The organism is Pseudonocardia sulfidoxydans NBRC 16205 (assembly GCF_007989085.1).
GTDB classification, from domain to species: domain Bacteria; phylum Actinomycetota; class Actinomycetes; order Mycobacteriales; family Pseudonocardiaceae; genus Pseudonocardia; species Pseudonocardia sulfidoxydans.
In genome coordinates, this window is the sequence record NZ_BJVJ01000023.1 from 1 (window position 1) to 24825 (window position 24825).

Here is a 24825-nt window from a genome sequence, read left to right on the forward strand (position 1 = left end):
CATGATGACGACCAAGGAGGACAACATCATCAAGCCGCTCATCACGTTCGGCTGACCTGCGCGGCCGCCCGGTCGGTGTCCCTCGGGAGGCCGACCGGGTCGACGGCCGCGCAGCGCAGCGGCCGTCGAGCGGCACCCTCACGCATCGCCTCTGCCACCCGGATCGCAGCCGCGGACGCGGCAACATCGTGGACGCGCACAGCGAACGCGCCGTCGACCGCGACGGCGGCCGACACGGTCGCGGTCGCGGCATCGAGCCGACGTTCACGGGTCTCGTCCCCCTCCCACGGCAGGCAGGTGGCGAGAAACGACTTCCGTGAGGCGCCGACGAGCAGAGGTCGGCCGAGTTCGGCCAAGGACCTCAGGCCGCGCAACAGCTGCCAGCTCTGTTCTGCAGTCTTGGCGAAACCGAGGCCGGGGTCGACGATGATCCGCTCGACGGCGATGCCGCCCTCCACCAGGCGGTCGATCCTTTCGCGCAGCTCGGCGAGGACGTCGCCGACGACGTCGTCGTAGTGGGCGTGCCGGTGCATGTCGGCGCTGTGGCCCCGCCAGTGCATGGCGACGAACGGCGTCCCCAGCTCGGCGACACACCGGGTCATGGCCGGGTCGGCGAGTCCTCCACTGACGTCATTGACCAGCACCGCCCCCGCGTCGACACAAGCTTCTGCAACGACTGCGCGCATCGTGTCGATGCTGACCGTGCAACCCGCCGCGACCAGTTCCCGCACAACGGGTACGACCCGCCGCAGTTCTTCGCGAGCCGGGACCCGGCCTGCACCAGGACGCGTGGATTCCCCACCGACATCGATGATGTCGGCCCCCTGCTCACGCATCAGGAGCCCGCGGCTGACGGCCGCCGACGTCGCGATGTAGCGGCCGCCATCGGAGAACGAGTCCGGTGTGACGTTGAGGATGCCCATGATCCGACAGGGTTCGGCTGCCGCCGACGGAACGCGCCGTCCCGCGCTTTCCGCGAGGGGCGGCCCACCGGCGGTCGGCGTGTCGATGACGCTCAGCAGACTTCGCGGGCGAACCGGTTCTGCCAGGCGACGGTGACGTCCACCTGGTTGAACGTGAAGATGTGCAAGCCTTCGACACCCAGTTCCGGGTTGCTGAGCTGTTCACCGAGTTCGCGCAGCAGCACCTCCGGGGCGTAGGTCCTCCCGAGAAGCAGGTTGCCCACCATCCCGTGTTGCTTGGCCAGGAACCGCAACGACTGCCCGACCCCGATCCGTAGCGAGAGCTCCGCGAGGCGGGTCGTCCTGATCGGCGCCGCCATCCCGATCCGCAGGGGCAGGGTCACCCCCGCGCTCCGCGTCTCGAGGACCCAGCGGACGAGAGCCTCGCTGTCGAAGCAGAGCTGGCTCACCATGTAACTTGCATGGACCTGCTTGGCCAGCAACGCCTCGATCAGGGTCTCGTCGGCGATCTTCGGGTGGCCCTCCGGGTAGCAGCCCACACCGATACGACGCATGCCGTGGTCGAAGCCCTGCAACGCGTCCAGCAGTTCGACGGCGGACCCGAACGTTCCGACCGGCTCGTCGGCGTCGCCGCCGATCACGTAGAGATCGTCCACCCCGAGGTCGCGCATACGGGTGACGAACGCTCGGAGTTCACCCTCGTCCGCGACCATCCGCGCTGCGAGGTGCGGGACGACGCGGTACCCCTTGCCGACCGCCGATTCGACGTGCGCCGCGGTCCGCTCCAGCCCGAATCTGGGTGAGCATGTGATCGTCAGTGGTGTGTGGCGCGGGGCGTCGAGGACTTTCCCCTCCGCTCGCGTGAGCGGGATGATCTCGAGGGCGGCGGCTGCGATCAGCTCGGACACACGTCGTTGCAGCGGGCTCGCGGCGTCGTTGGCGTCGATGGTCATGTCATCTCTCCTCGTCGCCTTCATGGTCGCGACGCTAGGAGCCGCTCCCTGCGGTGCCGAGCCATCCAGCGAATCGGTGTGGCCGGTTTACGAAGGGGCCACAGACCACGGCGCCGCAGCCCCGCTCGCACCGGCACCTCCGACAGCGCTTTCGTGTTCTGGACGACGGGCGTCGCGATCTGGCTGGAACGCGGGCCTGACAGGCACCTAGCGTCGGCTCCGTCACCAGCAGCCGTGGGCGGCGACGGGAACGGGAGCCTCATCACCATGATCGATGCACGTCGGACGACGGACTCTCTGGTCCTGCTCCTGTCCTGCCCGGACGGTCCCGGAGTGGTCCACGCGGTCTCCGGTGTACTGCTCGAGCACGGCCACAACATCGTCGAGAGCCAGCAGTACAGGGACCCGCGCTCCGGCTCCTTCTTCATGCGGGTCGAGTTCACCCCCACGCGGAGCGAACGCTCCGGGGGTGTGCGCGAGGGTCTCGCCCGACTCGGTGAGAGGTTCGGGATGACATGGCGGCTCGCGGAATCGTCACGTCCGCAGCGCACCTTGATCATGGTGAGCCGCTACGGCCATTGCCTCAACGACCTGTTGTACCGCTGCAGCGTGGGCCGGCTGAACATCGAGCCCGTGGCGGTGGTGTCGAACCATCCCGATCTTGCGTTCCTGGCCGACAACTTCGACGTCCCGTTCCGCCATGTCCCGGTCACCGGAGCCACCAAGCAGGCAGCCGAGGCGCGCCTGCTCGAGCTGGTCGCGGACCTGCAGGTCGATCTGGTCGTCCTCGCCCGGTACATGCAGATCCTGTCCGACGATCTGTGCAAGAAGCTCGACGGCCGTGCGATCAACATCCACCATTCGATCCTGCCGAGCTTCAAGGGCGCCCGTCCTTATCACCAGGCCTACGACCGTGGGGTGAAACTGGTGGGTGCCACGGCCCACTACGTGACGGCTGACCTCGACGAAGGCCCGATCATCGAGCAGGAAGTGGCCCGCGTCGACCACTCGATGAGCCCGGAGGAGGTGACCGCACTCGGGCGGGACAACGAGTGTCTGGCTCTGGCCCGTGCCGTGCAATGGCACAGCGACAACCGCGTCGTGCTCGACGGGCCGCGCGCTGTCGTCTTCCGATGACGGTCAACCCGGCTCTCGGGGTCCGTGATCGGATCCGGCCGGTGCGAGGTCGACGTCTGCCACGAGCCAGTCCTCGGGTGCGCCACCACGCAGCACGCTGATCTGCCCGGTGCGCTCGAGGACGACGAGACCGACCTGGTTGCGGTGCGTCACGCCCGCGAGTCTGAGACGTTGACGCAGGTCGTCGTGGCTGAGCCGGGCGCGGCGGAGCGCGGACTCGTCGATCTCGCCGCCGGACATCAGCACGAGCGGTGGGCGCGACAGCAGTCGTGCCCACCGTGGGCGCCGCTCGGCGCCGGCCAGCAGGCGTTGCAGGCCGAACAGCACCACCAGCGCGATCACGCCGGAGGCAAGGGTGGGGGTCGCGAGGAGCGTGGTCCGACCGACGACCGCGCCCAGTGCGATCACGCAGGCCACGTCGGCCCCGGACATCGTCGTGAGGCTCCGGGCTCCGCTCATCCGGACGAGCAGGAGCAGGGTGAGGCAGATGCCGATCGTCGCCAGTACCACGGCGAGCGCGCCGACACCGTCGATCCCCAGGCTCTCCGCCATCGAGGAACTCCCATCGGCTGCTGTCCGTCGGGTCGCGACATGAGGAGGCGGTGCTCGACCAGGTCGCATGAGACCGGGTCGAGCACCGCCACGGAACCGTCAGACGGCCTTGTCCATGCGTGCGGTCAGATCCGCAGGCATGATGAAACCGCCGGAACGGTCGACCTCCGCACCGTCCTTGAACAGCAGGATCGTGGGCGTGGCCCGCACACCGAACTTGTCGGCCACCGCGGGCACGTCCTCGATGTTCACCGCGACGAAACGCCAGTCGGTCCGCTCCTGCGCGAGCTCTTCAAGAACCGGACGCAGCGCGCGACACGGTGCACAGAAGTGGCCCCACATGTCCAGCACGACGTGCGGATCGGCACCGATCGCCTCCTCGACGGCCTCGACGGTGACGAGCTCGTCGATCGAGCTCATGCGAGGGCTTCCTCGCGGTACTCCATGCCGGCCTCGTACGGGCTGTTCTCGGCCGCGTCCATCTGCATGGTGATGTTGAACTTGTTGCCCCAGTTGAAGATGCCGCAGGCGAACAGCAGCTCGACGACCTCGTCGTCGGAGAAGACGCCCGTGAGGCGCTTCCAGAAAGCGTCGTCGACGGTGTGCGGGTCGAGGGCGATCCGCTCGGCGAAGCTGATGGCCGTCGCCTCGCGCTCGGTCAGCACCTCACTCGCCTCCGGCTGCCGCTGGAACAGCGCCTCCTCCTTCGAGGCGACCGTGTCGTACACCGACTGGGTGCGCACGGCCTGGCAGTAGGCGCAGTCGTTGATCTGGCCGGTCTTCAGACGCATCATCTCGAAGATGTGCGGCTCGATGAGGCCGTTGAGGAAGAACGACTCGAAGACCGGAACGATCGCCTTGAGCGCCTCCGGGCGGCGGGCGATGGTCCCGAACATGGCCGGGTCGGCCCACCAGCCACCCTGCTGAACGTCCGTGAGAATCTCGTTGACCTTGGGGTCAGAGCTCTCACCGGGCTTGAGGGGTGTCACTCGCGTAGGCATGTGATGTCCTTCCTGACGGCTGAACGTCCTCGTCCGACTGTCGTCACGAGGTGATGTGGTCCGGCCGCCCGAAACGCCGGAACGACGTATCGGCGGCTGCCGCGAAATAGTCGCAGCCACACCCGCGGAAATGCCGTCCCAATTCGGATCGGTGTCCGATGGGACGGACGACCCGGTTCCCTCGGACTGTCCCGTCGAACAGTGCCGCATTGTCGACCGACAATTCGTACGGCATCTCGTTAGCGTGAGCCGGAAACGCGGGTGCCCCACCATCGTGCCGGAACTGTCCAGGAGGACCTGAATGGTCAGCGACGTCAGCAATGTCATCATCGTCGGCTCCGGGCCGGCCGGATACACCGCTGCGATCTATGCCGCGAGGGCCCAGCTGCAGCCCGTCGTCCTGGAAGGGCTGCAGTCAGGTGGGGCGCTGATGACGACGACGGAGATCGAGAACTTTCCAGGGTTCCCGCAGGGCCTGACGGGCCCGGAGCTCATGGACCGCATGCGGGAGCAGGCGGCCCGCTTCGGCGCGGACCTGCGCACGCTCGACGCGACCGAGCTGCACCTCGACGGCGAGCTGAAATCGGTCGTGGCGAACGGCGTCGTCCACCGCACGAGGGCAGTCGTCCTCGCCATGGGCGCAGCGGTCCGCTACCTCGACGTACCCGGCGAACAGGAGCTCCTGGGCCGGGGCGTGAGCTCGTGCGCGACGTGCGACGGGTTCTTCTTCCGGGACAAGGACGTCGCCGTCGTCGGTGGCGGGGACTCCGCGATGGAGGAGGCGACGTTCCTGACGCGGTACGCGCGGTCGGTGACGGTGGTGCACCGCCGGGCCGACTTCCGGGCCTCGAAGATCATGCTGGAACGCGCCCGGCAGAACCCGAAGATCAGCTGGGTCGAGCCGTCGGAGGTCGTCGAGGTGCTCGGCGACCACGGCGTCACCGGGCTTCGGCTGCGCAACGTCGAGACCGGTGGCCGTCGCGACCTCCCCCTCGACGGCGTCTTCGTCGCGATCGGGCACGACCCGCGTAGCGGGTTGGTCCGTGGCCAGGTCGCCGTCGACGACGCCGGCTACGTCCAGGTGCAGGGCCGCACGTCCTGCACCGGCGTCCCGGGCGTCTTCGCCTGCGGCGACCTGGTCGACCCCAGCTACCGGCAGGCGATCACCGCGGCCGGTTCGGGCTGCGTCGCCGCCCTCGACGTGGAACGTCACCTGGCGGATCTCGAGGCAGGGGTGCCGGCGGCGATCTCCGCGACCGCGGACGCCGGCTGATCCGGGTGGGGCGCCGCAGCAGGCGGCACCCCACCTATTCGGCGTCGATGCCGAAGGCGCTGAGTTTGCGGTAGAGCGTGGACCGCGCGAGGTTGAGGCGTTCGGCGGCCCGGACCTTGTTCCCGGCCTCGGCTCTCAGCGCCTCGATGATCTCCTGCCGTTCCAGCTGTTCCAGCTGCGTCAGCACCCGGCGCGGGCCGCTGCCGGCCCGGACCTCCTCGGGCAGGTCGCCCAGGCCGATCGGGCCGGAGGCGGTACCCGCCAGGGTGCGACGCACCACCGACTCGAGCTCCCGGACGTTGCCCGGCCAGCGCTGCCGGGTCATCGCGGTGAGCGCCTCGGGGAGCCACCTGCGGCCGAACGAGTCCGCGGCGTGGCGCCGGGTGAGCAGGTCGACCAGCGCGGGCACGTCCTCGCTGCGCTCCCGCAGGGCGGGGACGGCGATCCGGCTGACGCCGAGTCGCTCGACGAGGGGCTGGTACGGCTCGACGTCACCTCCGGTCGTCACCGTCGCGGCGATCCGCGCAGCGCCGACCGGATGCGTGTCGAGCAGACCGCAGACCGCACGGGCCGCCCCCGGGCTCAGCGCCTCCAGGTGGGCGAGGAGGACCGGGCCCTGCGGATCGGCCATCCTGTCGCGCAGCGCCCCCACCCACGCTCCGGTCCCCTCGAGCGGTTCGAGGGAACAGTCGATCACCGTCGTTGCGGGGTCGTCGTCGAACAGCGCTTTCAGCAGCGAAAGCTTGCCGGTGCCCGGCTCGCCGCTGACGACGACACCGTCGCGACGTCCCTTGGCCCTCACAGCCTGCGTGCACACAGCGGACCAGCGAGAGCTGTGCCCGACGAGGCCCGGCAGCCCGCCGCCGGAGAGCGGGACCGCGGCACCCGCCGGCAGAGACCGGACGAACCGTGGGCCGCCCTGCTCGTCGAGCTCTCCGACGGAGTGCAGCTCGACGACGGCGCCGACGAGCCGACCCTCCTCACGGACCGCACTGCACCGGACGGGCACCGGTACACCGTCGGGCGACATGACGGACGTCGTCCCGGTCGCAGCCGTGGTGCACACCCGTTGGACGGCCTCCCACAGGACGTGCTGGTCGAGCTCACCGACGAGCGCCGTCGCCCCGGGGCTGCTGATGACGATCCGGTCGTTGAGGACCACGACCGGCCGCCGGGTCCGCCGCGACGCGGTCAGATAGGACGACAGCAGCATCCGCTCGCGCACCGATGCGTCGTCGAGCATCTGCTGTTCGATCTGCGTGGCGAGGGTCGTGATCCACGAACGCGCGATCGACGCGGTGTCCTCGTAGCGGCAGGTGATGTCGATGGCCCCGACGATCCGGCGGGTGACGGGATGCCGGATGGGTGCTCCGACGCAGGTGAAGGCCAGGTACTGGTCGGAGAAGTGTTCGGCGCCCCGGAACTCGGCGACCTGCCCCGTCTCGAGCGCGGTGCCGATCCCGTTCGCGCCGACGACCTCCTCCGACATGCAGAAGCCGGCCTCGACGTACGAGCGGCTCAACGCCTGCCGGAGCGTGGTGTTGTCGGTCCAGCGCCCGATGAGCCGGCCCGCGTCGTCGGCGAAGAGCAGGCTCGTGGCGGTGCCCGACAGCGACTCCAGGCTCCGCTCGATCACCGGGAGCGCCGCTGTGCTGAGCCGGTCCGAGTTCATCTTCCGGTAGTCCGGCCGAACCCCGGTCGGGTCCACGCTGTGGAACAACGACCGCTTCCAGGAGGCCGCGACCTCGGGCCGCACGCCGGGCACACGGTCGATCTCGCGCGACTCCAGAGCCTGGCTCCGCGCCGTCAGGACGCGGCGGTACTGCTCGTCGGTACGTGCCACTGCACCCTCCCTCGCCGGCTCGACGCTCCGCGCACCGGTCGGCCCACAGCCTGCGGATTCGTGCGTGAGGGCATGTTCGTAGCACATCGGGCGGGCACGGGTGAAGAATCTTCCGGTGTCCCATCGGACAGTGCCGGCAAGGTCCGCAACGCGGTCCCGGCCGGCCACGGGCCCTGCGCTCGACCGGGCATGGTTGGGCTGCCGCGGGCCGCCGCAACGGTGGCGACGGTGGTCGAGCGCAGGGCCGGGACGGGGTCGGCGATCGCCGACTTCGATCTAGGAGCGCGCTCCTAGGACCGCTTCTGCAGGGTGTAGCGCACGGTCTGGGCGACGATGTGCTCGTCGTCGAAGACGAAGGTGTCGATGCCGTCGGACGCCTCCGTCGTCGCCGACACCGCCTTCCACTCGATGAAGCCGACGGTGCCCTCGAAGTGCTGCGTCGGAACGCTCCACTCCGCGTCGGGCAGGTCGTTCAACAGTGCCTCGAAGCCCTTCCGGACACCGGCCTTGCCGCGCAGGACACCGTCCGGGGTGATGAACAGGGCATCGTCGGAGTAGTCGGCGACGATCTCGTCGATGTTGCCGGCGATCAGGGACTCGGCGTGATGCGCGAAGATCTCGAGGGGGCTACGTGCCATGGTGTCGTCCTCTCGGCTCAGGGAGTCGCCCGGTCAGACGGAGGCGCCGCAGTCGACCATCAGGGTGTGGCCCGTGACGTAGCGCGAGTCGTCGCTGGCCAGGTAGAGGACCGCGTTCGTGATGTCCGTGGGGTCCATCCACGAGACGGGGAGCTTGTTCAGCTCGCGCAGGGTCGACAGGAAGTTCTCGCGGGTGGGAGCGTCCGGGTTGAACGCCGCGTAGAACGCGTCGTTCTCGACCATGTCGGTGTGCACGTACGTCGGGTTGACGGTGTTCACCCGGATGTTGTGCGGAGCGAGCTCGTTGGCCAGTGCACGCATCAGGCCGACGACACCGTGCTTGGCGGCGACATAGTGCGCCAGGTTGGCGGGCGGCGCGCTGACGCCGTAGAGCGAGCTGGTGATGACGATCGAGCCTCCGTTGCCGGACGCGATCATCGCGGGCAGGGCCGGCTGGATCGAGAACCAGACACCGGTCAGGTTCGTCGACAACTGGTCGTGCCACGCCTGGCGGGGCATGTCCACCGCGGAGTGTGTCGCCGCGATCCCCGCGTTGGCCGCGATGACGTCGATGCGGCCGAACTCGCTGAGCCCCTCCTCGATGATCGCGGCCATCGCGTCGGCATCGGCACAGTCGGCCTCACGCGCCAGGACCCGCCGGTCCAGGTCCTCGACCAGCCTGGCCGTCTCCGCCAGGTCCGCCGGCGTGGCCATGGGATAAGGAACGGTGTCGATCTGCTTGTTGATGTCGACCGCGATGATCTGGGCACCCTCGCGCGCCATTGCGAGAGCGTGCGACCGGCCCTGCCCGCGTGCGGCGCCAGTGACCAGTGCGACCTTGCCTTCGAACCGACCCATGAGAACTCTCCTCGCCGATGAGTGAATGGTGGGTTGCCGGCCACGTTCGCCGGGATGTGCAGCGATGCAGGACGCTAACGACCCTGCCGAACGTGTTCCTGTGCGAATAGCAGGCACTGTCCGACAGGACACCGTCACCCGAGAGCCGGAACTGTCCCGTCGGACGCTGCACAAGTCTCGAACAGCTGACACAGCCCATTTCTGCCATCGTTTCGGCCAGTTGGCGATCGGCGTGATAATCATTGGTCGCGCGTGTGGAAATCATTTCCCGCGGGCACCGGATTCCGCGTTCCGGCCGCCAGGTCCGGTCGACGAAGACGGGAAAGGACGCGATCGTGACGAGCACGTCGCCCACCACACTGGACGCGGACCGCCGCCGAGCCATCACCGGCCGGGTCGTCGGACGAACCCGCGAGCTGAGCCTCGTGCTCGCGGCAGTTGCTGCGGGCCGCGACATCCTCCTCGAAGGGCCGCCCGGAACCTCGAAGTCGACGATGCTCCGCGCGATCACGACGGACTGGGGTGTGCCGTTCGTGCTGGTCGAGGGCAACGCCGAGCTGACGCCGGCACGACTGGTGGGCCACCACAACCCGGCTCGGGTGCTCCGCGAGGACTACTCGAGCGACACGTTCGTCGCCGGCCCGCTGGTCGACGCCATGCGGACCGGCGCCTTCCTCTACATCGAGGAGCTCAACCGGGCACCGGAGGACACCCTCAACACGCTCCTCGGCGCGATGGCCGAACGTGAGGTCGTCGTCCCCCGGGTCGGTCGGGTCACCGCCCTCCCGACGTTCCGCGTACTGGCGTCGATGAACCCGTTCGACAACATCGGCACCGCGCGCATCTCCGACTCGGTGTACGACCGCTGGTGCCGGCTCGTCGTGGACTACCAGGACGCCGCTGCCGAGGCCGCCATCGTCCGGCTGCGGTCGAGGTGCGCGGACGAACGGCTCGTCGAGGACGCCGTCGCGATCACCCGGGCCACCCGGGCGCACGCCGATCTCCGCCGCGGCTCGTCGGTCCGGGGCGCGATCGACCTGGCCGCGATCGGGGTGCAGCTCGGGCTGATGGCGGACGAACAGTCGAGCTACGAGTCCCGGGTGCTCGACGCCGCGCAGCTCGCGCTCTCCGCCCGTGTCGGTGTCGACGAAGCGATCGACACGACCCCCGAGGCGGTGATCACCGAGATCTGGGAGACACATTTTTTCTCGCTGCCCGGCGAGCAGCGCCGGGACCGCACAGCCTGAGCATCGACAACGCGATCGCGCTTCCGGGAGAGACCGACCCCCAGGTGACGCGCGGGTTGCAACCCTTGCGCCGCAAGCCGAAGCAGCTCGACGACCTGCCCTCCCTCTTCGGCCGGGGCGGTGCCGGGGGGACGCCGTTGCCCGTGGAGGCGGGGGCGCCGCGGGCCACCTCCGGTGACGCGGACCGCCGCACGCCGGCCGCCACACTGACCAGCGCGGCGAACTGCGAACTGCGCGACCTCGGCGAGATCCTCGAGGACCGGGCGCCCGACGAGGACGTCGCCCGGATGGCCCACCGGATCGCCGCCAGGCTCTCGATCCGCCGACGCCCGCGCGACCTGGCGCCTGACGCCGGCGGCGGGCACGTGCTCCCGATGCGGTACCGCCACCGGTCCGACGACGTCGATCTCGACCGGACCATGGACGTGCTGACCGAGCATCCGTTCCCGGACGACACCGACATCGTCGTGCGGGAGCGCGTCGGCACCCGCCGCAGCGTCGTGCTGATCGTCGACGTCTCGGGGTCGATGCGGGGAGAGAAGGTCCGCATGGCCGCCGCGACCGTCGCCGCGCTGACCGGTGACCTGGGAGAACACGAGCTCGCGCTGGTCGCGTTCTGGTCGGACGCGGCCCTGCTCGGCCCCCTGCACGCCCCCGTGCCCGGCCCCATCCTGCTCGATCGCCTGCTGCGGATCAGAACCGGCGGCCTGACGAACGTGCATTTCGGGTTGTCCGTCGGCGCGGCCGAGCTGGCCCGCTCCGCGGCGCGACAGCGGACGGCGATCCTGCTGACCGACGCCATCCACAACGCCGGCCCCGATCCCAGGACGGTCGCGAGCCGGTTCCCCCGGCTCCACGTCCTGCTCCAGACCGACGGCGAACACGACGCTCCGCTCGCCGCCGACATCGCGCGGCTCGGACGCGGCTCGATCAGGCCCGTCCGCACCTACCGGGACGTGGCCCCCGCCCTGAACGTCATGCTCGGCAGGACGTGAACGGGAGCCGAGCCTGACGCGTCCGGGAGGACGACCGGGAGGGAACGACACTCGTCCCCTCCCGGTCGTGTGATCCACACCGGCGTCGCCGGGTCGCTGCGTCAGCCGGCGGCGGCAGAACGCCAACCGGGCTTGTAGGTCTCGCGGATCGTCTTCTCGAACGGAGCCGGGCTGACGACCGCCCGGACCGAAACCTGCTCGTGCGGCTCGATGGTGACCTTGCGGGTGCCCCCGTCCGGCTCACCCCAGACGACCTGGACCTCGGCGCCGAGCGGGACATCGGGACTGACGGTGGCCAGCGAGATCGCCTGCTGGGACTGCGGGCTGAAGCCGGTGTAGAGGGACAGCCCGACGTCACGTCCGTCCGCGTCACGAATCGCGTCGAACGACGACGAGCCGTAGTTGGACAGGGGCAGGTCGAAGAACGCGTACTGCGGCCCGTCCGGGTCGACCGCCGAGGCCAGCAGCGTGGCGACGTCGTCGTGGTTCCAGGCCAGGGTGACCTTGCGGCGTTGCGTCGCGGGATCGATCGCCTCGAGGGCCGTGCGGCCGATGAAGTCGTGGTCGAACTTGACGTGCCCGCCGTAGCCGAGGTCCCACGGGTTCAGGTAGTAGTCCTCGACCCGCTCGGAGACGTAGCTCCCGGCAAGTGCGTTCTGCGCCTCGTAGCCGGCCCCGCTGAGCCACTCGCGGTAGGGGCGGAGTTCGTCACCGGTGTAGATCGCCGGCAGCGCGGACGGGATCCAGCCGCTCTCGAGTGCGCTGATCCCGTAGGCCCTGGCTCCGACCGGCTCCAGTCCGAACTCCTGACCTGCGTCGAGGATCGTCTCGCGGATCTTGTCGTAGGTCTCGTAGGGTCCCCACAGTTCCAGTCCCGGCGCCCCGGCCATGCCGTGGCGCAGGGTTCGTACCGGTTCTCCCGCCACCGTCATGTGCCCCAGCCGGAAGAACCGCACCTGCTCCATGGGGCCGCCGTTGAGCTTCTCGATGACGTCCCAGGCCCGGGGTCCCTGGATCTGGAAACGCCAGACATCGCGCGTGACGGCCTTGCCGAACGTGCGCGCGGGCGACCGCTCGTCCAGACGCAGCTCGACGTCGTAGCCACCCGTCTGGGCCTGGTAGGTCAACCAGTTGCAGATCGGTACCCGCCCGACGAAGACGAACTCCTCCTCGGCCAGCCGGAAGAGGATGCCGTCACCGATCACTCCCCCGCTGGGGCCTGTCGGCACGAACTGCTTCGCCGAGTCGACGGGGAACTTCGCCACACTGTTGACACCGGTGTCGCTGATGAGCTGCAGGGCGCCTGGCCCGGAGAACCACAGGTTGTACATGTGGTGTGTCTGATCGAAGAGAACAGCGCTGCTGTGCCACGCCTTCGCCTCGCGCCGGAAGTTCGTGAACTCCGGGGGGACGACCGGGAAATGGTAGGACGGCATCTGCGAGTTGCGCAGCAGTCCGACGACGTCGCCGCCGTTCTCGTCCAGCAGGTCCTGCAGGCTCTTCTTCGTGCTCGCGCCGGCAGTCTCGGCACTCATGGGCTTCCTCGCCAATCTCGGTTCGTCGAGCCCGCCGGCATCGGCGCCGGGGGCGGCCTCGTCAACGGTTCGGAACGTTCAGCAACCGCAGGACAGGTCGAGCTGGTCCTCACGCCCCGCGAGGCCTTCGCCATCTCGGATGTGCGAGGTCACCCGGGCCCTGTGCACGTCTTTGCCCTCGGACTCGTAGAGCTTGCGCACGTCGTCCTCCCAGGAACGATCCGGTGCCCACACCTGAGGAAGATCGGTGATGTGCCACGGCCGGGGGTCGGTGGCGGCGACGTCGAGCGTCGCGCGCAGCACCGAGCGCTGCATCTCGGCGTCGTTCGGGCGGCCCACCGTCGCTCCGAGGGGGAAGTCGGCGAACACCGGCCTTGCCGGTCGGAACGCCTCGGCCATCTCCCGCAGTGCCGTCATGGTGACGCACGGGATCCCCCTGGCCTCGACGGCTCGCGAGATCATGTGGGTGGCGCGGTGACAGGCCGGGCAGAAGGGCACCATCAGCACGAGGTCGACGCCCTGCTCGAGGTATGTCTCCGCGATCAGTGGGGCCGTCTTCTCGACGAGCTGGGTGTACTTGGTGATCGAGCCCAGCATGGACACCGCGGCCGACGCCAGCTCTCCGAGAACACCCTCCTGCTGGAGCTCGACGAGGCGGTCTCTGGGAAACACCACGTTGAGGTCCTCCAGCGCGAACTGCCGGATGGGTGACGGATGGTCGAACTCCAGGTCCGCGACCGGTACGTCGAGGGGGACCATTCGGAAGGTCAGGTCGTTGATCGGGACGAAGGGCCGCTGGGTCGGCAGGTGCGCCCCGACGGTGGAGAACAACCCGACCTTCGCGGCGGAGAGCGGCTTGGTGAAGGGTGCCGGACTGACCGGCTTGAAGTCCGGGAGCTCGGCGAACTCGGCAAAACCGAAGCCCCGCATCATGTTCACGTAACTGAACGCCATCACGCATCTCTCCATCGAGGTCACGGCCACCGCACCGGCGTCGACTGCGCCCGGGCGTCCTGATTATCAGCCGACAGTCCTGTATTTCGCGAGTGCCTCTCAAGCTTCGTACGTGACATACCGACAGTCAAGCCGATCCAACAGCCAGAAAACGAACCGTCGAACCCCTGCCACGTGCGTCGAAACCCTCAGCAGCCCTGCTCGCCCGGACGTCACGGCCACCTCGGGACACCGGAAACGAGTGACTAGGGTGTTAGCATGTCCCGCATGTCAGGACAGCACGCTGGCGGCTATCGCGAGCGGAACTCCACCGCCGACCGCGCCCTGGATATTCTCGCGATGTTCAACGACGAGCAGGCCGTCGTCACCGGTGCTCTGGTGGCCGACCGGCTCGGAGTTGCCCGATCGACGGCCTACCGGTATCTGCAGTCCCTCGTGTCGTCACACTTCCTCGAGGAGGCGCCGGGGGGCGGATTTCAGTTGGGCCTGCGGATTCTCGAGCTTGCCCGGCTGGCCCGCCGCACGCTCGGGTTGTCGGAGATCGCGAGCCCGATTCTCGACGAACTCGCTCAGGACGTGGGTGAGACGACGTTGCTGACCAGGCGGACCGGTGATCTCGTCGTCTGCCTGGACAAGGCCGAGTCACACCGCAACCGGGTCCGGATCTCCTACGAACGTGGCACGGTGCTCCCGCTCAACGCCGGCGCATCGGCCACCGTGCTGCTGGCCTGGAACGACCCCGACGAGGTTCGACAGATTCTCCTGCGCACCGACCTCACGCGGTTCACCGACGCCACCCTGACCGATGTCGAGGAACTCGTCGAGCGTCTGCAGCGAATCCGGACGGACGGATACGCGGTCGCCAGATCCGAGGTCGACCAGGACGTCATGGGGATCGCCGCCCCGATCTGGGGTGCCCGCGAAGGTGAGGTCGTTGCCGCCGTCAGCGTCGTCGGCCTGGCTTCCCGGATCCCGCCACGGACCGAGCGGGCCATCGTGGCGAAGGTGCGACTTGCCGCCGCCCGCATCAGCGAGCGTGTCACGATCGTCCAGGGGTGATGCGCCCGCCCGTCCGCGGATGGGCGGGCGCATCGGAGTCCTCAGTTCACGGCGCCCAGCGCTGTCTCGAGCCCCGCACTCAGCTCGCCTGTCGCGCGAGCCAGGACCCTGGCGACCGGGTCACCGGCGCGGAACACCAGCGCGGTCGGCACGGACCGGATCTCGAAACGCTGTGCGATGTCGGGAGCGTCGTCGACGACCACCCGCCTGACCGCCAGGGACCAGGCGTTACCGGTGGCCAGCTCGCGCACCTCCGCGTCGATGCCTCGACACACGGCGCACCACGGCGCGGTGAAGACGACGAGAGTCGGGTTCTCGTCGCCGACCGCAGCATCGAAGTCCGCTGACTTCAGGGTCTCGACGGACTCGGTGCTCATGCGGTGCGGCCCCTGTCTCCCGATCCGGCCGGAGACGTGCTCGCCCCGGCGGTGGCAGCCTCGCGACGCACGCGGTTGCTCAGTGAGCCGACCCCCTCGATCGTGACCGTGACGGTCGTGCCGTCCTCGAGGAAGACCTGGGGATCACGGCGGAAGCCGACGCCACCAGGTGTCCCGGTGAGGATGAGATCACCGGGGAGAACGGTCGTGAACTCCGAGATGGTGGCGATGAGCGTCGGGATGTCGAAGATCAGGCTCACGAGGCTCGCATCCTGCAGGATGGCGCCGTTCACCTCGGTGCGAATGCGGGCGGCCGCCACGTCGACCTCGCCGGGGCCGGCGAGGTAGGGGCCGACCGGGGTCGACCGCTCCCATGCCTTGCCCTGCAGCCATTGGTGCGATCGGTACTGGTGGTCTCGCATCGTCACGTCGTTGGCGACGGTGTAGCCCAGGATGTGCTCGGCGGCCCTCTCCCGCGGAATTCGCCGGCCGGCTCGACCGATCACGACCGCGAGCTCGCCCTCGTAGTCGACCTGCGCCGACTCCGGCGGCGCCACGATCTCGTCGTGCGCTCCCACCAGGCTCGAGGCGAACTTCGTGAAGAGCACGGGGTAGGCGGGCAGATCGCGCCGGGACTCCTCGACATGGGTGTGGTAGTTCAGCCCCACACAGATGATCTTGTCGGGTGCAGGTACGACGGGGAGCAGGTGAACCTGCCCGACGGGGACGGACTCGCGACGCAGCTCCGGCGCCCCCGCGAGCACCTCGGTCGGCGTGTCCCGGCCGATCTCGACCAGTCCGAGAAGGGGGACCAGGTGGTCTCCGTCCGATCGGTGCTCGACACGTCCGACCCGTCGGCGGCCCCCGTGCAGGTAGCTGGCGTAGGGCATCAGCTCGCACCGCCGACTCGCCGCCAGGAGGCGAGTTGGCCGCCCCAGAGGTTCACGCTGTGCGGTGTCGGCTCCCACTGCCGCGGCGTGTAAAAGACCCGGTCGTCGTGGAACCGCTCCATCTCTGCCGACAGCTCGATGTGGTTGCCGGCCGGGTCGTCGAAGAAGATGAACAGGTTGTTCCCCGGGCCGTGGCGCCCAGGCCCCCAGACGACGTCGACGCCCTCGGCGGTCAGCCGGTCACACCATCCCTTGAAGTCCTCCCACTCGGACAGGTCGTAGGAGTAGTGGTCGACCCGGCCCTGCTGCCCTGTTCTGACGATGGCGAGCGTGTGGTGGTCACGGTTGCTGCGCAGCCAGGTGAACGAGCCGTCGGCAAGCTGGTCCGACACCTGGAAACCGACGACGACCGTGTAGAAGTCGACCATCGACGCCAGGTCCGCCGTGGCGAGCGTGACGTGCTGGTACTTGACCGGTCGCAGGGCGGGACCGGCCTGATGCTCCCCTTCGCGCCGCACACCCGTGTGGAACTGGACGGTGTTGCCGTCCGGGTCGGCACAGACGATTCCGCGCGGCGCGCACCCCGCGGCCGGGAGCGGGGCGTCGAGGTAGCTCGCGTCGAGTTCCCCGACCTCGTGCCCGGCATCGCGCAGGCGCTTCTCGAGCGTCGCGATCCCGTGCTCGTCGGCGACTTCGAAAGCAATGTGGTCGAGGCCCGCCGGTCCGGGTAGCAGGTCCAGGACATGGTGCCCGGCGCCCCACCCCATGCGGCACCCGCCATCGGGGAGGTCGGCCTGCGGCACCAGGCCGAGGATGCGTGAGTAGAACGCGGCGGCGCCGTCGACGTCCGGAACGCGGAACCCGATGTGTGACGTGGCTGTTCTTCGAAGGCGGCCCTCCCCCGTCCTGTCCGCGGGGAAGTCTGTCCTCGTGCTCACGTTCTACTCCTCCGATCAGTGGTTCGTCTGTGTGTCGTGGGGTCTACGCCCGGTCGTTCGCGGGCAGGTGGGCCGTGAGGAACTTCGCGACGTGCTCCGTCACGGCCTCCGGCTTCTCCAGATTGGTGTAGTGGCCTGCGCCCTCGACCCATTGCAGCTCCGCGTCGGGGAAGCACGCGGTCGCGGGCAGCGTCGGGTGGTCGAAGTAGTACGGGGGCTGGCCGTCGTCGCGATCGCCTTGCAGCAGCAGGACGGGGAAGCGCATGTTCGGGAACAGGCGGATGCGGTCCACCCGCTCCTTCTCGAACGTCGACGCCTGGTAGTAGCGGATGACCGCGTCGGCGATACCCGGGTAGCTCATCTCGTACTTGAGCGTCTCGAGCCGCTCCACCGGGACCTCGTTCTTCAGCATCGCGTCGAGCCGGAAGCGGAAGTAGTAGTCGGGATCCCCGAACAGGCTCGGACCGAAGAGCGGGTCGGCGAAGTAGCCGGCCTGCCATGACCACTCGGGCCGCCAGATGTGGCACACCTGCTGCATGCGCACGTAGCAGGCGACACGGTGCGGGTTCGTCCCGCCGAGGTGGTCCGCGAGCACCGACCCGCGGTCGTGGGACACGATCGCGAACCGCCCGAGACCCATCTGGTCGAGGAGCGCCAGCAGCTCGTCGGCGGTGGCTTCCCAACGCCAGTCGCCGGGGCTCTTGTCGCTCTGCCCGTACCCTTTGAGGTCGGGGGCGATGATCCGGTAGGTGTCGGCGAAGGCCTCGAACTGGGGCTCCCACGCGCGCCAGCTCTCCGGGTTGCCGTGCAGGAAGAGCACCGTCGGCGCGTGCGGGTCTCCGGCGGTGACGTAGTGCCAGCGGATGGGGGCCACCGCGCCGGGCGCCTCCTCGAAGTGGTGAGTGACCTCGACCGAGCCGACCATCTCTCGCTCGCCGTCGGTGTTGGGCACTGTCGTTCGCCGTGGCACGGTTGCTCCTTCGTTCGCCTTCGTCGAGTTGTGCGGGTCTCCCGGCGGTCAGCCGGCCGGGTCTGCGTGCTGCAGCTGCTCCACCGGGTTGGTGGCCTCCCGGCGGCTGTTGACCAGGCCGAGCGGGCCGACCGCGACGGCGGCGAGGGCAACGGGGACCGCTGCGACGGCGATGACGCTCGTCGCGGCGAGCCCGGAGGCGAGCAGTGCACCACCGAGGGTCGGACCGAGGATCGAGCCGAGCCGGCCGAAGCCCGTGGCCCAGCCCACCCCCGTGCCGCGGGCGGACGTCGGGTACATCGATGCCGCGGCGGCGCTCAATCCGCCCTGGCAGCCGATCACGCCGAAGCCCGCGAAGAAGATGGCCACGAACAGGATCGCCGGCTGGTCGGTGGTCAGGGACGCCACCACGGCGAACACCGCGGCGCCGAGGTAGCCGATCGCCAGCGTCCGACTGGAGTGGGCGCGCCGGTCGACGAGCAGCCCGAGCACGATGGCCCCGACGAAGCCGCCGAGGGTGAACGTCGCCGTCGCAGCGGTCGCCATCTGCGGCGAGAGCCCGGCCTGGCCGAAGAGCACCGGCAGCCAGCTGAGCAGCAGGTACACGGCGAGGAAGTTCATGAAGAACGCGATCCAGACCAGGGTGGTGGCCATCGCACGGCGCTCGGTGAACAGGGTCGCCACGGGCGATCGGTGCGCCCGCACCTCGGGGAGCATCAACGTGGCCTTCTCGTCGGTCATCGCCTGTGGGGCGACCCGCCTGAGCAGGGTGCGGGCCCGGTCGTGGCGGCCGGACGCGATGAGGAACCGGATCGAGTCAGGCAGTCCCGGGAGCATCCAGGCGACCAGCACGATGGGAAGTGCGCCGCCGACGACGAAGATCGAACGCCAACCCAGGGAGGGCAGCATCGCCGTGGCGAGCAGGCCGCCGACGAACGACCCGAGTCCGAGTGCCCCCACGAGAACCATGATCACCGTCGACCGGATTCGGGCAGGTGTGTACTCCGCGACGAGGGCGACCTGGACGGCGATGGTTCCGCCCATCCCGATGCCGGCGACGAACCTCAGGGCCGCCAGGGTCTCGACGTTGTTGCCGAAGACCGCGATCAGCAGGGTGAAGACTCCGAACAGTGCCGTGCCGGCGAGCACGACCCTCCTGCGCCCCACCCGATCTGCGATGAGGCCGAACGCGCCGCTGCCCAGGAACATCCCGAGCAGTCCGACGGTGAAGACCACCGACAGACCTGCCGGTCCGAGACCGAACTCCTGAGCCACCTTCGGAGCCGCATAGCCCATCGCCTGGGAGTCGAACCCCTCGAGCAGGGCGAGGCAGAAGCAGATTGCCGCCACCCGCTTCTGCAGCGGCGACCACGGGGACTCGTCGATGATCGTCGCGGCGTTGATGACTGGAGGACTGGAATCCATGTCGTGCTCCTTTGCACATCGCATTCCCGACCCGGCGGAAGAGACGGCCCGACGGCTCCGTGGCGGAACGCCACCGCTATGCGTCCTAATTAGCAGGACTCATGTCTCATCAAACAGAACGGTTTCACCTTTGCGGCCGCCAGTCAAGCAGTCAGTCGTCGCTCAGGGACGGTTCACCTGCAGGTCAGGAGGCACGACCGCGCGAGGACGACGGACCGGGGTGGCTGCGGCTCCCGGCACCGACCCGCGGCCGTCCGTCAGCCGCATCGGAGGGTGCTGGAGGGTGGGACACCGAAGGTCTGCCGGTAGCGAGCCGCGAACCGACCCGCGTGTCCGAATCCCCAGCGCATGGCCACCCCGGTCACCGTGACTCCGTCGGCGGGGTCGGCAGCCTGCAGCTCGAGGTGCGCCTTCTGCATGCGCTGCCGTTGCATGTAGGCGTAGGGGCTGACCGACATCGCCTTGCGAAATGCCATCTCGAGCGTGCGGGTGGTGACGCCGGAGCGACGCGCCAGCTCGGCGACGGTGAGCACGGCGCTCGTCTCCCCCTCGATGAGGTCGACCGCGGTCCGGACGCCGACGCAGCCGCGTCGCCTGGCTGCGCTCCTGATCTCGTCACGATGGTTGTGTTCCAGGCTCAGCAGCGCAGCACCGGCCGCGTGATCGGCGAGGTGACGCAGAACGTGGCGGGGTACCGCCTCCGGGTGCGCGTACTGGCCGAACACGGTGGCGAGGAGTTGCGCCGCCCCGTACACCGACACCCCTGCCCGCAGATCGACGACCGGGCCGGCGAACCGCAACGGCAGGTCCTCGGGGGCGTCGGGCGCGAGGGTCCGCATGGCTCGACGCAGCGTGCGGACATCGAGGCGAAGCGAGAACACCTCGCTGCCGGGGGCCCACCGCATGTGCACGTGTCGCCCGGGTGGCAGGACCGCGAGCGCGCGACCCGCCACGACGACGTGCCGCCGCCCACGGTGTTCGAGTTCGAGCTCGCCTGTGATCGGCGCGAGAACGGCGAGGTACTCCTGCTGCGGCGCGCGCTCGATCGTCACCTCGCACCCGTACCTCACGTGGCACACCGTCGCGCCGTCCGCGTCCGCCACCTGGGCCAGCGCCGAGAACTCGGACGTGTCACGGACACGGAGCCGGTGCGGTGACAGGAACGACACGGAGCCGAGCTGGGCCTCCTCCGGACTCCGGGTCCGGAATCGCTCGTAGGCCCGGAGCTCGTCGGAGACCGAGGGCAGGTACGCGCCGATCGCACTGTCTGCCTGCACGCCCGGCTCCGCCGTTGCACTCATCCGCATCCCAACCCCTTCGGCGCGTCGGCGTGACCGAGTCGACGATCTTGGTGACCGTCGTCCCTGGACGGTCCGGCCGTTGTTGCAGCGACGCCCCGGCCGCGATGCGCGCGCCGGAACCGCCGGTGGTGGACTGACGACGGCGGGGCGGGGCCTGGTCGCGGTCGGCGGGGTGCAGCAGCTGTCCCGGACCGGCTCGACGACCGCGCGCATCGAGCGTCGTCCCTACGGATCGATCATGGCTCTCGCGACCTCGCCTGTAGTCCTGAATTGTGAAACAGTTGCTTGACAAACAGGAAATCCCATACTGCGGCGACCGGGTCGCGCGTGTCAAGCACGCGTCATGAGGTCGCCGCGCCCGCGACCTCGCGGGCCACATCGCCCGGCGGCACTGCCGGCGCGGGGACGGCCCACGACGTCGCCGGACACGTCCAGGGCTCCGACGTCGGCACCGGGGACCGGGCACGGGGAATGCCGCCGCGCGTTTCGCGGATTCGTGTACCGATCGGTCTAACACCTGCGGCCCGGCGCCCTATACTCCTTGCGTCAGCGACGAGGAGTGCTGAGCAGAGCCGGGCGTGTGCTCATGCCGGGCGGCCGGGCCGGGCACGATGTTCTCCTCACCGAGGAGGGGGCATGGGTGCAGAGGCGTTCGCCGGACCGGCGCACGGTGCCGGGGACGGCCGCGATCTGCGGGCCCTTGCCCGGGTGAACGGGCTGCGCGAGGCGGCGTGTCGCGCGGGTCGGGCGGCGGCACCGACCCCGGCCCGGGGGCGTGCCCGCTGATGGACATCGACCACGTCGACGACCTGTTCGACGTCGCGGACGCGGTGGCCAGGATCGTCGGCGGGCCCGTCGTGATCGAGGACCTCGACTTCCGGGTGCTCGCGTACTCCACCGTGGCCGGGCAGCCCAACGACGAAGCGCGACGCTCGGCGATACTCCACCGGCGCACCCCTGATCGTTGGCTGCGCTGGATGGAGGAGTCCGGGGTCCGCGCCAAACTCCTCAGCAGCGAGGAGATCGTGCAGCTGGAGTTCCCCTGGGCGACGTTCCTCCCGCGCTACATCCAGCCGATCCGCGCCGCCGACACCCTCGTGGGCTACCTCTGGGTCATGCAGGGCGACGTCGACCTGGCGCCGGACTTCGCGCGCCTCGCCAAGGACTTCGCGTCCGCGCTGGCACCCGAACTGGCCAGGCGCAGCCGCGCACTCACCGAGAACCCGGGCGGACAGGTACTGCGCCAGTACCTCGGCGGCGGGCTCGCCCCGTCCCGATTCGCGGAGATCATGGGTGTCGCGGAGGACTCGGCGGTGGCGGTGGTCGCCATCGAGGTCGAGGCGGCGACGCCGGAGGCCGTCGTTCTGCGGAGCCGGGCGATGCGCATCCTCGCGATGCACATGCAGGTTCACGGCCCGCCGTCGCTGGTGGGCAACGTCGACCAACAGCTCTATCTCCTGCAGACGATGCCGAACCCCGGGCACGTGCTCGACCTCGACAGCCTGCTCCGCCAGGTCGTGGCCCATCTCGAGCGTTCGCTGCGAACCCGCGTCCTCGCCGCGGCAGGCGGCGTCCACCAGGGGCTGGACAACGCAGGCGCATCACGGCAGGAGGCCGACCTCGCGCTGATGGCGTTGAAGAGCGAGCCGGGCGGCGACACCATCGGCTGCTTCTCCGCGATGCGCTACCGCATCGTTCTCCACCAGCTCCGGGCCCACCTCCGTGCGAACCCGCACCTGGTCCGTGGCGTCACCGACCAGCTCGCCGACCACGACCGTCGGCACGGAACCGAGTACGTCGCCACGCTCGATGCCTATCTCCGGTCCTTCGGTGACATCCGGGAGGCGGCGGCCCGTCTCCACATCCATCCGAACTCGCTGCGCTACCGCGTGCGGCGGCTCTCCGAGCTGGGCGGGCTCGACCTGGAGGACCCCGAGGTGAGGCTCGTGCTGCAACTCATCCTGCTGGCCGAGGGCAGCCCTGGTCCGATCGGCTGAACCGGGGGCCGGAAGTTCGTGCGCTGCGACGGAGATCCGGGGGCGGCCCGCGCCCCATCATCGGTTGCGCCACGCCGCCGACGAACCCGGAGTTCTCCTGTGCAGAACGAGATCCGCAGCTTGCAGGTCGTCGACCTGATCGGGCCCGATGGTCTACGGCTTCGTGCGGCGCCGCGCCCCGGGCCGGGCGACGGCGACGTGGTCGTCGACGTCCGCGCGGCCGGTGTCACCTTCCCCGACCTGCTGCTGACCCGGGGTCTCTACCAGCAGCGGCCGGACCTTCCTTTCGCTCCCGGGCTCGAGGTCGCCGGCGTGGTCGCCACAGCCGCCGCGGACAGCGGGTTCGCCGCCGGGGACCGCGTGATCGCCTACACCGGAACCGGGGGCTACGCGGAGGCCGTGGCCGTGCCGGCCCACCACGTCGTGCCGCTCTCACCGGACACGGACTTCGTCGTCGGCGTCACCCTGATGGTCAACTACCAGACCGCCTACTTCTGCCTCGTCGAACGTGGCCGGCTCTCGGCGGGCGAGACGATCGTGGTGCACGGGGCCGGCGGTGGCGTGGGTACTGCGGCGATCCAGGTCGCCCTCGGGGTGGGGGCCCGGGTGATCGCCGTCGTGAGCGACGACGCCAAGGAGGAGGTCGCGCGCCGGGCAGGCGCGACCGAGGTCCTGCGGACGTCGTCGTGGCAGTCGGAGATCGGTGAGCTGACCGACGGCGGACCTGCTGTCGTCTATGACCCCGTGGGCGGCGCCCGGTTCGAGGAGAGCGTCCGCGTGCTGCGTCCGGGCGGCCGCATCCTGGTCATCGGGTTCGCCAGTGGCTCCATCCCGCAGATCGCGGGCAACCGGCTGCTGCTGCGCAACATCGAGGTGGTCGGCGGCGCGTGGGGCCATTTCATCCCGCACGATCCGGGGATGCCGCGGCGCGTCGGCGCCGCGCTCGACACGATGCTCGCGTCCGGGGTGGTCCGGCCCCTGGTCGAGGCCGTGTACCCGCTGGCCGACGGTGCCGCCGCCCTGCGCGACATGGAAGCACGGCGCACCCGCGGCAAGTCGGTCCTGGTGGTCGGGTGAGCACCGAACCCGATTGCCGCGTGGGCCTCGAGGTCGCGCCCTGGTCCTACCAGGTGGGCCGGGAGAAGATTCGCGAGTTCGCGCGGGTGCTGGGCCATCGCGAGGCCTGGTACTACGACCGGGAGGCGGCCAGGGCGGCCGGTTTCCGTGACGTGGTCGCACCGCCGCTGTTCGCCGTGGTGTACGGCCGGTGGATGGAGCCGCTGATCATGGAGCCGGCGCTCGGCGTGGACTACCGCCGGATGCTGCACGGCGCGCAGGAGTTCAGCTTCGGCGCGCCGGTGTGCTCCGGCGACGTCGTGACGACGACGGCCCGTTTGGACGGCGTTTCCACGAAGAAGGACCTGACGTTCTTCGAGCTGTCCTCGGTCTCGCTGGTGCAGTCCGAGGCCGGCACAGCACTGGCCTCGGAGGGTCGCTGGACGATGATCGTCCGGGGTGGCCGGGAATGAGCAGGGCCATGGCGAACGAGCACTTCCACGCGGTCGTGACGCCCGACCGCTACTTCCCGCACCGCTACGCCGGTGCCGCCGAGGACTTCAACCCGCTCCACATCGACGCCGAGGCCGCTGCGAGCGTGGGGCTGCCGGGCAACATCCTGCACGGGTTGTCCACGCTGGGGCTGGCCGCGCGGCTGTGCCTGGAACAGGTCGGCGGGGATCCGCGCGCGTTGGCACGGATCTCGGTGCAGTTCCGCGGCGTCGGGGTGCCCGAGGAGGAGATCGAGTTCTCGGGCACCGTCGCCGTGTCCGCCGGAGCGACGTCCGTGCACTTCACCGCCTCTCAGGGTGATCGCACGGTGCTGCGAGACGGCGTCGCCGAGCTCCGCGACGACGCCACCGCCGCGGACCCGCCCCGGTAGGGCCGGCGGGGCCGCGGCCG

25 protein-coding genes are annotated in these 24825 nt (G+C 69.6%); 9 read left to right on the plus strand and 16 right to left on the minus strand.

Features of this window, described 5'->3' with window-relative positions:
* Positions 1-41: 41 nt before the first annotated feature.
* Together folP and PSU4_RS13295 are read right to left on the minus strand one after the other, a co-directional pair.
* The gene (gene folP / locus PSU4_RS13290) at positions 42-923 is read right to left on the minus strand and encodes a dihydropteroate synthase (RefSeq protein ID WP_147107303.1); all 882 of its coding nucleotides are present in this window, start codon (positions 921-923) and stop codon (positions 42-44) included.
* 92 nt (positions 924-1015) lie between these two features.
* A complete protein-coding gene (locus PSU4_RS13295; RefSeq protein WP_186816914.1) occupies positions 1016-1876 on the minus strand; it encodes a methylenetetrahydrofolate reductase in 861 nt (286 codons plus the stop codon).
* Between the two features lie 267 nt (positions 1877-2143).
* Between PSU4_RS13295 and purU the strand changes: the two genes are divergently transcribed.
* Entirely contained in the window at positions 2144-3013 is an 870-nt protein-coding gene (gene purU, locus PSU4_RS13300) for a formyltetrahydrofolate deformylase (RefSeq protein WP_147107489.1), read from the plus strand.
* Between the two features lie 3 nt (positions 3014-3016).
* On the opposite strand, the gene PSU4_RS13305 is transcribed toward purU, so the two are convergent.
* The 3 genes from PSU4_RS13305 to PSU4_RS13315 all read right to left on the minus strand — a co-directional run bounded on the left by PSU4_RS13305 (position 3017) and on the right by PSU4_RS13315 (position 4566).
* Positions 3017-3565, minus strand: a complete 549-nt coding sequence (locus PSU4_RS13305) for a DUF421 domain-containing protein (RefSeq protein WP_186816915.1) — start codon at positions 3563-3565, stop codon at positions 3017-3019.
* 99 nt (positions 3566-3664) lie between these two features.
* Positions 3665-3985: a thioredoxin family protein gene (locus PSU4_RS13310; protein WP_147107313.1), complete on the minus strand. Its 321-nt coding sequence runs from the start codon at positions 3983-3985 to the stop codon at positions 3665-3667.
* On the minus strand, positions 3982-4566 hold the full coding sequence (locus tag PSU4_RS13315; RefSeq protein WP_147107318.1) for a carboxymuconolactone decarboxylase family protein: 585 nt from the start codon (positions 4564-4566) through the stop codon (positions 3982-3984). Before PSU4_RS13315 ends, PSU4_RS13310 begins: the two co-directional genes overlap by 4 nt.
* A 301-nt stretch (positions 4567-4867) precedes the next feature.
* Here PSU4_RS13315 and trxB point away from each other — a divergent pair, with 301 nt between their 5' ends.
* Positions 4868-5839: a thioredoxin-disulfide reductase gene (gene trxB, locus PSU4_RS13320; protein WP_147107321.1), complete on the plus strand. Its 972-nt coding sequence runs from the start codon at positions 4868-4870 to the stop codon at positions 5837-5839.
* 34 nt (positions 5840-5873) lie between these two features.
* On the opposite strand, the gene PSU4_RS13325 is transcribed toward trxB, so the two are convergent.
* The 3 genes from PSU4_RS13325 to PSU4_RS13335 all read right to left on the minus strand — a co-directional run bounded on the left by PSU4_RS13325 (position 5874) and on the right by PSU4_RS13335 (position 9178).
* A complete protein-coding gene (locus tag PSU4_RS13325; protein WP_147107324.1) occupies positions 5874-7682 on the minus strand; it encodes a sigma-54-dependent Fis family transcriptional regulator in 1809 nt (602 codons plus the stop codon).
* Positions 7683-7972: 290 nt separating this feature from the next.
* Positions 7973-8320 (minus strand): nuclear transport factor 2 family protein, encoded by a 348-nt coding sequence (locus PSU4_RS13330; RefSeq protein ID WP_147107327.1) that lies wholly within the window; start codon positions 8318-8320, stop codon positions 7973-7975.
* 33 nt (positions 8321-8353) lie between these two features.
* A complete protein-coding gene (locus PSU4_RS13335) occupies positions 8354-9178 on the minus strand; it encodes a mycofactocin-coupled SDR family oxidoreductase (RefSeq protein ID WP_147107330.1) in 825 nt (274 codons plus the stop codon).
* 335 nt (positions 9179-9513) lie between these two features.
* Between PSU4_RS13335 and PSU4_RS13340 the strand changes: the two genes are divergently transcribed.
* Both PSU4_RS13340 and PSU4_RS13345 read left to right on the plus strand, forming a co-directional pair.
* A complete protein-coding gene (locus PSU4_RS13340) occupies positions 9514-10425 on the plus strand; it encodes an AAA family ATPase (RefSeq protein ID WP_246115094.1) in 912 nt (303 codons plus the stop codon).
* A gap of 65 nt (positions 10426-10490) precedes the next feature.
* Positions 10491-11420 (plus strand): vWA domain-containing protein, encoded by a 930-nt coding sequence (locus PSU4_RS13345; RefSeq protein WP_147107333.1) that lies wholly within the window; start codon positions 10491-10493, stop codon positions 11418-11420.
* 101 nt (positions 11421-11521) lie between these two features.
* Here PSU4_RS13345 and ligM read toward each other — a convergent pair whose 3' ends face one another.
* The gene (gene ligM, locus PSU4_RS13350) at positions 11522-12955 is read right to left on the minus strand and encodes a vanillate/3-O-methylgallate O-demethylase (protein WP_147107335.1); all 1434 of its coding nucleotides are present in this window, start codon (positions 12953-12955) and stop codon (positions 11522-11524) included.
* 78 nt (positions 12956-13033) lie between these two features.
* Positions 13034-13912, minus strand: a complete 879-nt coding sequence (locus PSU4_RS13355) for a glycine/sarcosine/betaine reductase selenoprotein B family protein (protein ID WP_186816916.1) — start codon at positions 13910-13912, stop codon at positions 13034-13036.
* Between the two features lie 264 nt (positions 13913-14176).
* On the opposite strand from PSU4_RS13355, the gene PSU4_RS13360 reads away from it, so the two are divergent.
* Positions 14177-14968, plus strand: coding sequence for an IclR family transcriptional regulator (locus tag PSU4_RS13360; protein ID WP_147107341.1), 792 nt, complete (start codon positions 14177-14179; stop codon positions 14966-14968).
* Between the two features lie 41 nt (positions 14969-15009).
* Here PSU4_RS13360 and PSU4_RS13365 read toward each other — a convergent pair whose 3' ends face one another.
* The 6 genes from PSU4_RS13365 to PSU4_RS13390 all read right to left on the minus strand — a co-directional run bounded on the left by PSU4_RS13365 (position 15010) and on the right by PSU4_RS13390 (position 20845).
* On the minus strand, positions 15010-15345 hold the full coding sequence (locus PSU4_RS13365) for a thioredoxin family protein (protein ID WP_147107345.1): 336 nt from the start codon (positions 15343-15345) through the stop codon (positions 15010-15012).
* Positions 15342-16235, minus strand: coding sequence for a fumarylacetoacetate hydrolase family protein (locus tag PSU4_RS13370; RefSeq protein WP_147107348.1), 894 nt, complete (start codon positions 16233-16235; stop codon positions 15342-15344). The genes PSU4_RS13365 and PSU4_RS13370 overlap by 4 nt, the downstream gene beginning before the upstream one ends.
* A complete protein-coding gene (locus tag PSU4_RS13375) occupies positions 16235-17173 on the minus strand; it encodes a VOC family protein (protein ID WP_147107351.1) in 939 nt (312 codons plus the stop codon). The genes PSU4_RS13370 and PSU4_RS13375 overlap by 1 nt, the downstream gene beginning before the upstream one ends.
* A 43-nt stretch (positions 17174-17216) precedes the next feature.
* Positions 17217-18143, minus strand: coding sequence for an alpha/beta fold hydrolase (locus tag PSU4_RS13380; RefSeq protein WP_147107354.1), 927 nt, complete (start codon positions 18141-18143; stop codon positions 17217-17219).
* Between the two features lie 48 nt (positions 18144-18191).
* A complete protein-coding gene (locus tag PSU4_RS13385; protein WP_186816917.1) occupies positions 18192-19568 on the minus strand; it encodes an MFS transporter in 1377 nt (458 codons plus the stop codon).
* 257 nt (positions 19569-19825) lie between these two features.
* Positions 19826-20845, minus strand: coding sequence for an AraC family transcriptional regulator (locus tag PSU4_RS13390; RefSeq protein WP_186816918.1), 1020 nt, complete (start codon positions 20843-20845; stop codon positions 19826-19828).
* Between the two features lie 755 nt (positions 20846-21600).
* On the opposite strand from PSU4_RS13390, the gene PSU4_RS13395 reads away from it, so the two are divergent.
* The 4 genes from PSU4_RS13395 (at position 21601) to PSU4_RS13410 (ending at position 24805) form a co-directional block, all read left to right on the plus strand.
* Positions 21601-22866: a PucR family transcriptional regulator gene (locus tag PSU4_RS13395; RefSeq protein WP_186816919.1), complete on the plus strand. Its 1266-nt coding sequence runs from the start codon at positions 21601-21603 to the stop codon at positions 22864-22866.
* Positions 22867-22965: 99 nt separating this feature from the next.
* A complete protein-coding gene (locus PSU4_RS13400) occupies positions 22966-23943 on the plus strand; it encodes an NADPH:quinone oxidoreductase family protein (RefSeq protein ID WP_246115095.1) in 978 nt (325 codons plus the stop codon).
* Complete coding sequence (locus PSU4_RS13405; protein ID WP_147107362.1) at positions 23940-24395, plus strand: FAS1-like dehydratase domain-containing protein; 456 nt, start codon at positions 23940-23942, stop codon at positions 24393-24395. Before PSU4_RS13400 ends, PSU4_RS13405 begins: the two co-directional genes overlap by 4 nt.
* Positions 24392-24805, plus strand: a complete 414-nt coding sequence (locus tag PSU4_RS13410) for a MaoC/PaaZ C-terminal domain-containing protein (protein WP_147107364.1) — start codon at positions 24392-24394, stop codon at positions 24803-24805. Before PSU4_RS13405 ends, PSU4_RS13410 begins: the two co-directional genes overlap by 4 nt.
* Positions 24806-24825: the final 20 nt, after the last annotated feature.

Bases quoted from the DNA above. Each gene is read 5' to 3' on its own strand.
- PSU4_RS13365 (WP_147107345.1), bottom strand. From the start codon at position 15,345: ATGAGCACCGAGTCCGTCGAGACCCTGAAGTCAGCGGACTTCGATGCT.
- trxB (WP_147107321.1), top strand. From the start codon at position 4,868: ATGGTCAGCGACGTCAGCAATGTCATCATCGTCGGCTCCGGGCCGGCC.
- folP (WP_147107303.1), bottom strand. From the start codon at position 923: ATGGGCATCCTCAACGTCACACCGGACTCGTTCTCCGATGGCGGCCGC.
- purU (WP_147107489.1), top strand. From the start codon at position 2,144: ATGATCGATGCACGTCGGACGACGGACTCTCTGGTCCTGCTCCTGTCC.
- PSU4_RS13310 (WP_147107313.1), bottom strand. From the start codon at position 3,985: ATGAGCTCGATCGACGAGCTCGTCACCGTCGAGGCCGTCGAGGAGGCG.
- PSU4_RS13305 (WP_186816915.1), bottom strand. From the start codon at position 3,565: ATGGCGGAGAGCCTGGGGATCGACGGTGTCGGCGCGCTCGCCGTGGTA.
- PSU4_RS13385 (WP_186816917.1), bottom strand. From the start codon at position 19,568: ATGGATTCCAGTCCTCCAGTCATCAACGCCGCGACGATCATCGACGAG.
- ligM (WP_147107335.1), bottom strand. From the start codon at position 12,955: ATGAGTGCCGAGACTGCCGGCGCGAGCACGAAGAAGAGCCTGCAGGAC.
- PSU4_RS13360 (WP_147107341.1), top strand. From the start codon at position 14,177: ATGTCAGGACAGCACGCTGGCGGCTATCGCGAGCGGAACTCCACCGCC.
- PSU4_RS13335 (WP_147107330.1), bottom strand. From the start codon at position 9,178: ATGGGTCGGTTCGAAGGCAAGGTCGCACTGGTCACTGGCGCCGCACGC.
- PSU4_RS13410 (WP_147107364.1), top strand. From the start codon at position 24,392: ATGAGCAGGGCCATGGCGAACGAGCACTTCCACGCGGTCGTGACGCCC.
- PSU4_RS13330 (WP_147107327.1), bottom strand. From the start codon at position 8,320: ATGGCACGTAGCCCCCTCGAGATCTTCGCGCATCACGCCGAGTCCCTG.
- PSU4_RS13370 (WP_147107348.1), bottom strand. From the start codon at position 16,235: ATGCCCTACGCCAGCTACCTGCACGGGGGCCGCCGACGGGTCGGACGT.
- PSU4_RS13315 (WP_147107318.1), bottom strand. From the start codon at position 4,566: ATGCCTACGCGAGTGACACCCCTCAAGCCCGGTGAGAGCTCTGACCCC.
- PSU4_RS13295 (WP_186816914.1), bottom strand. From the start codon at position 1,876: ATGACCATCGACGCCAACGACGCCGCGAGCCCGCTGCAACGACGTGTG.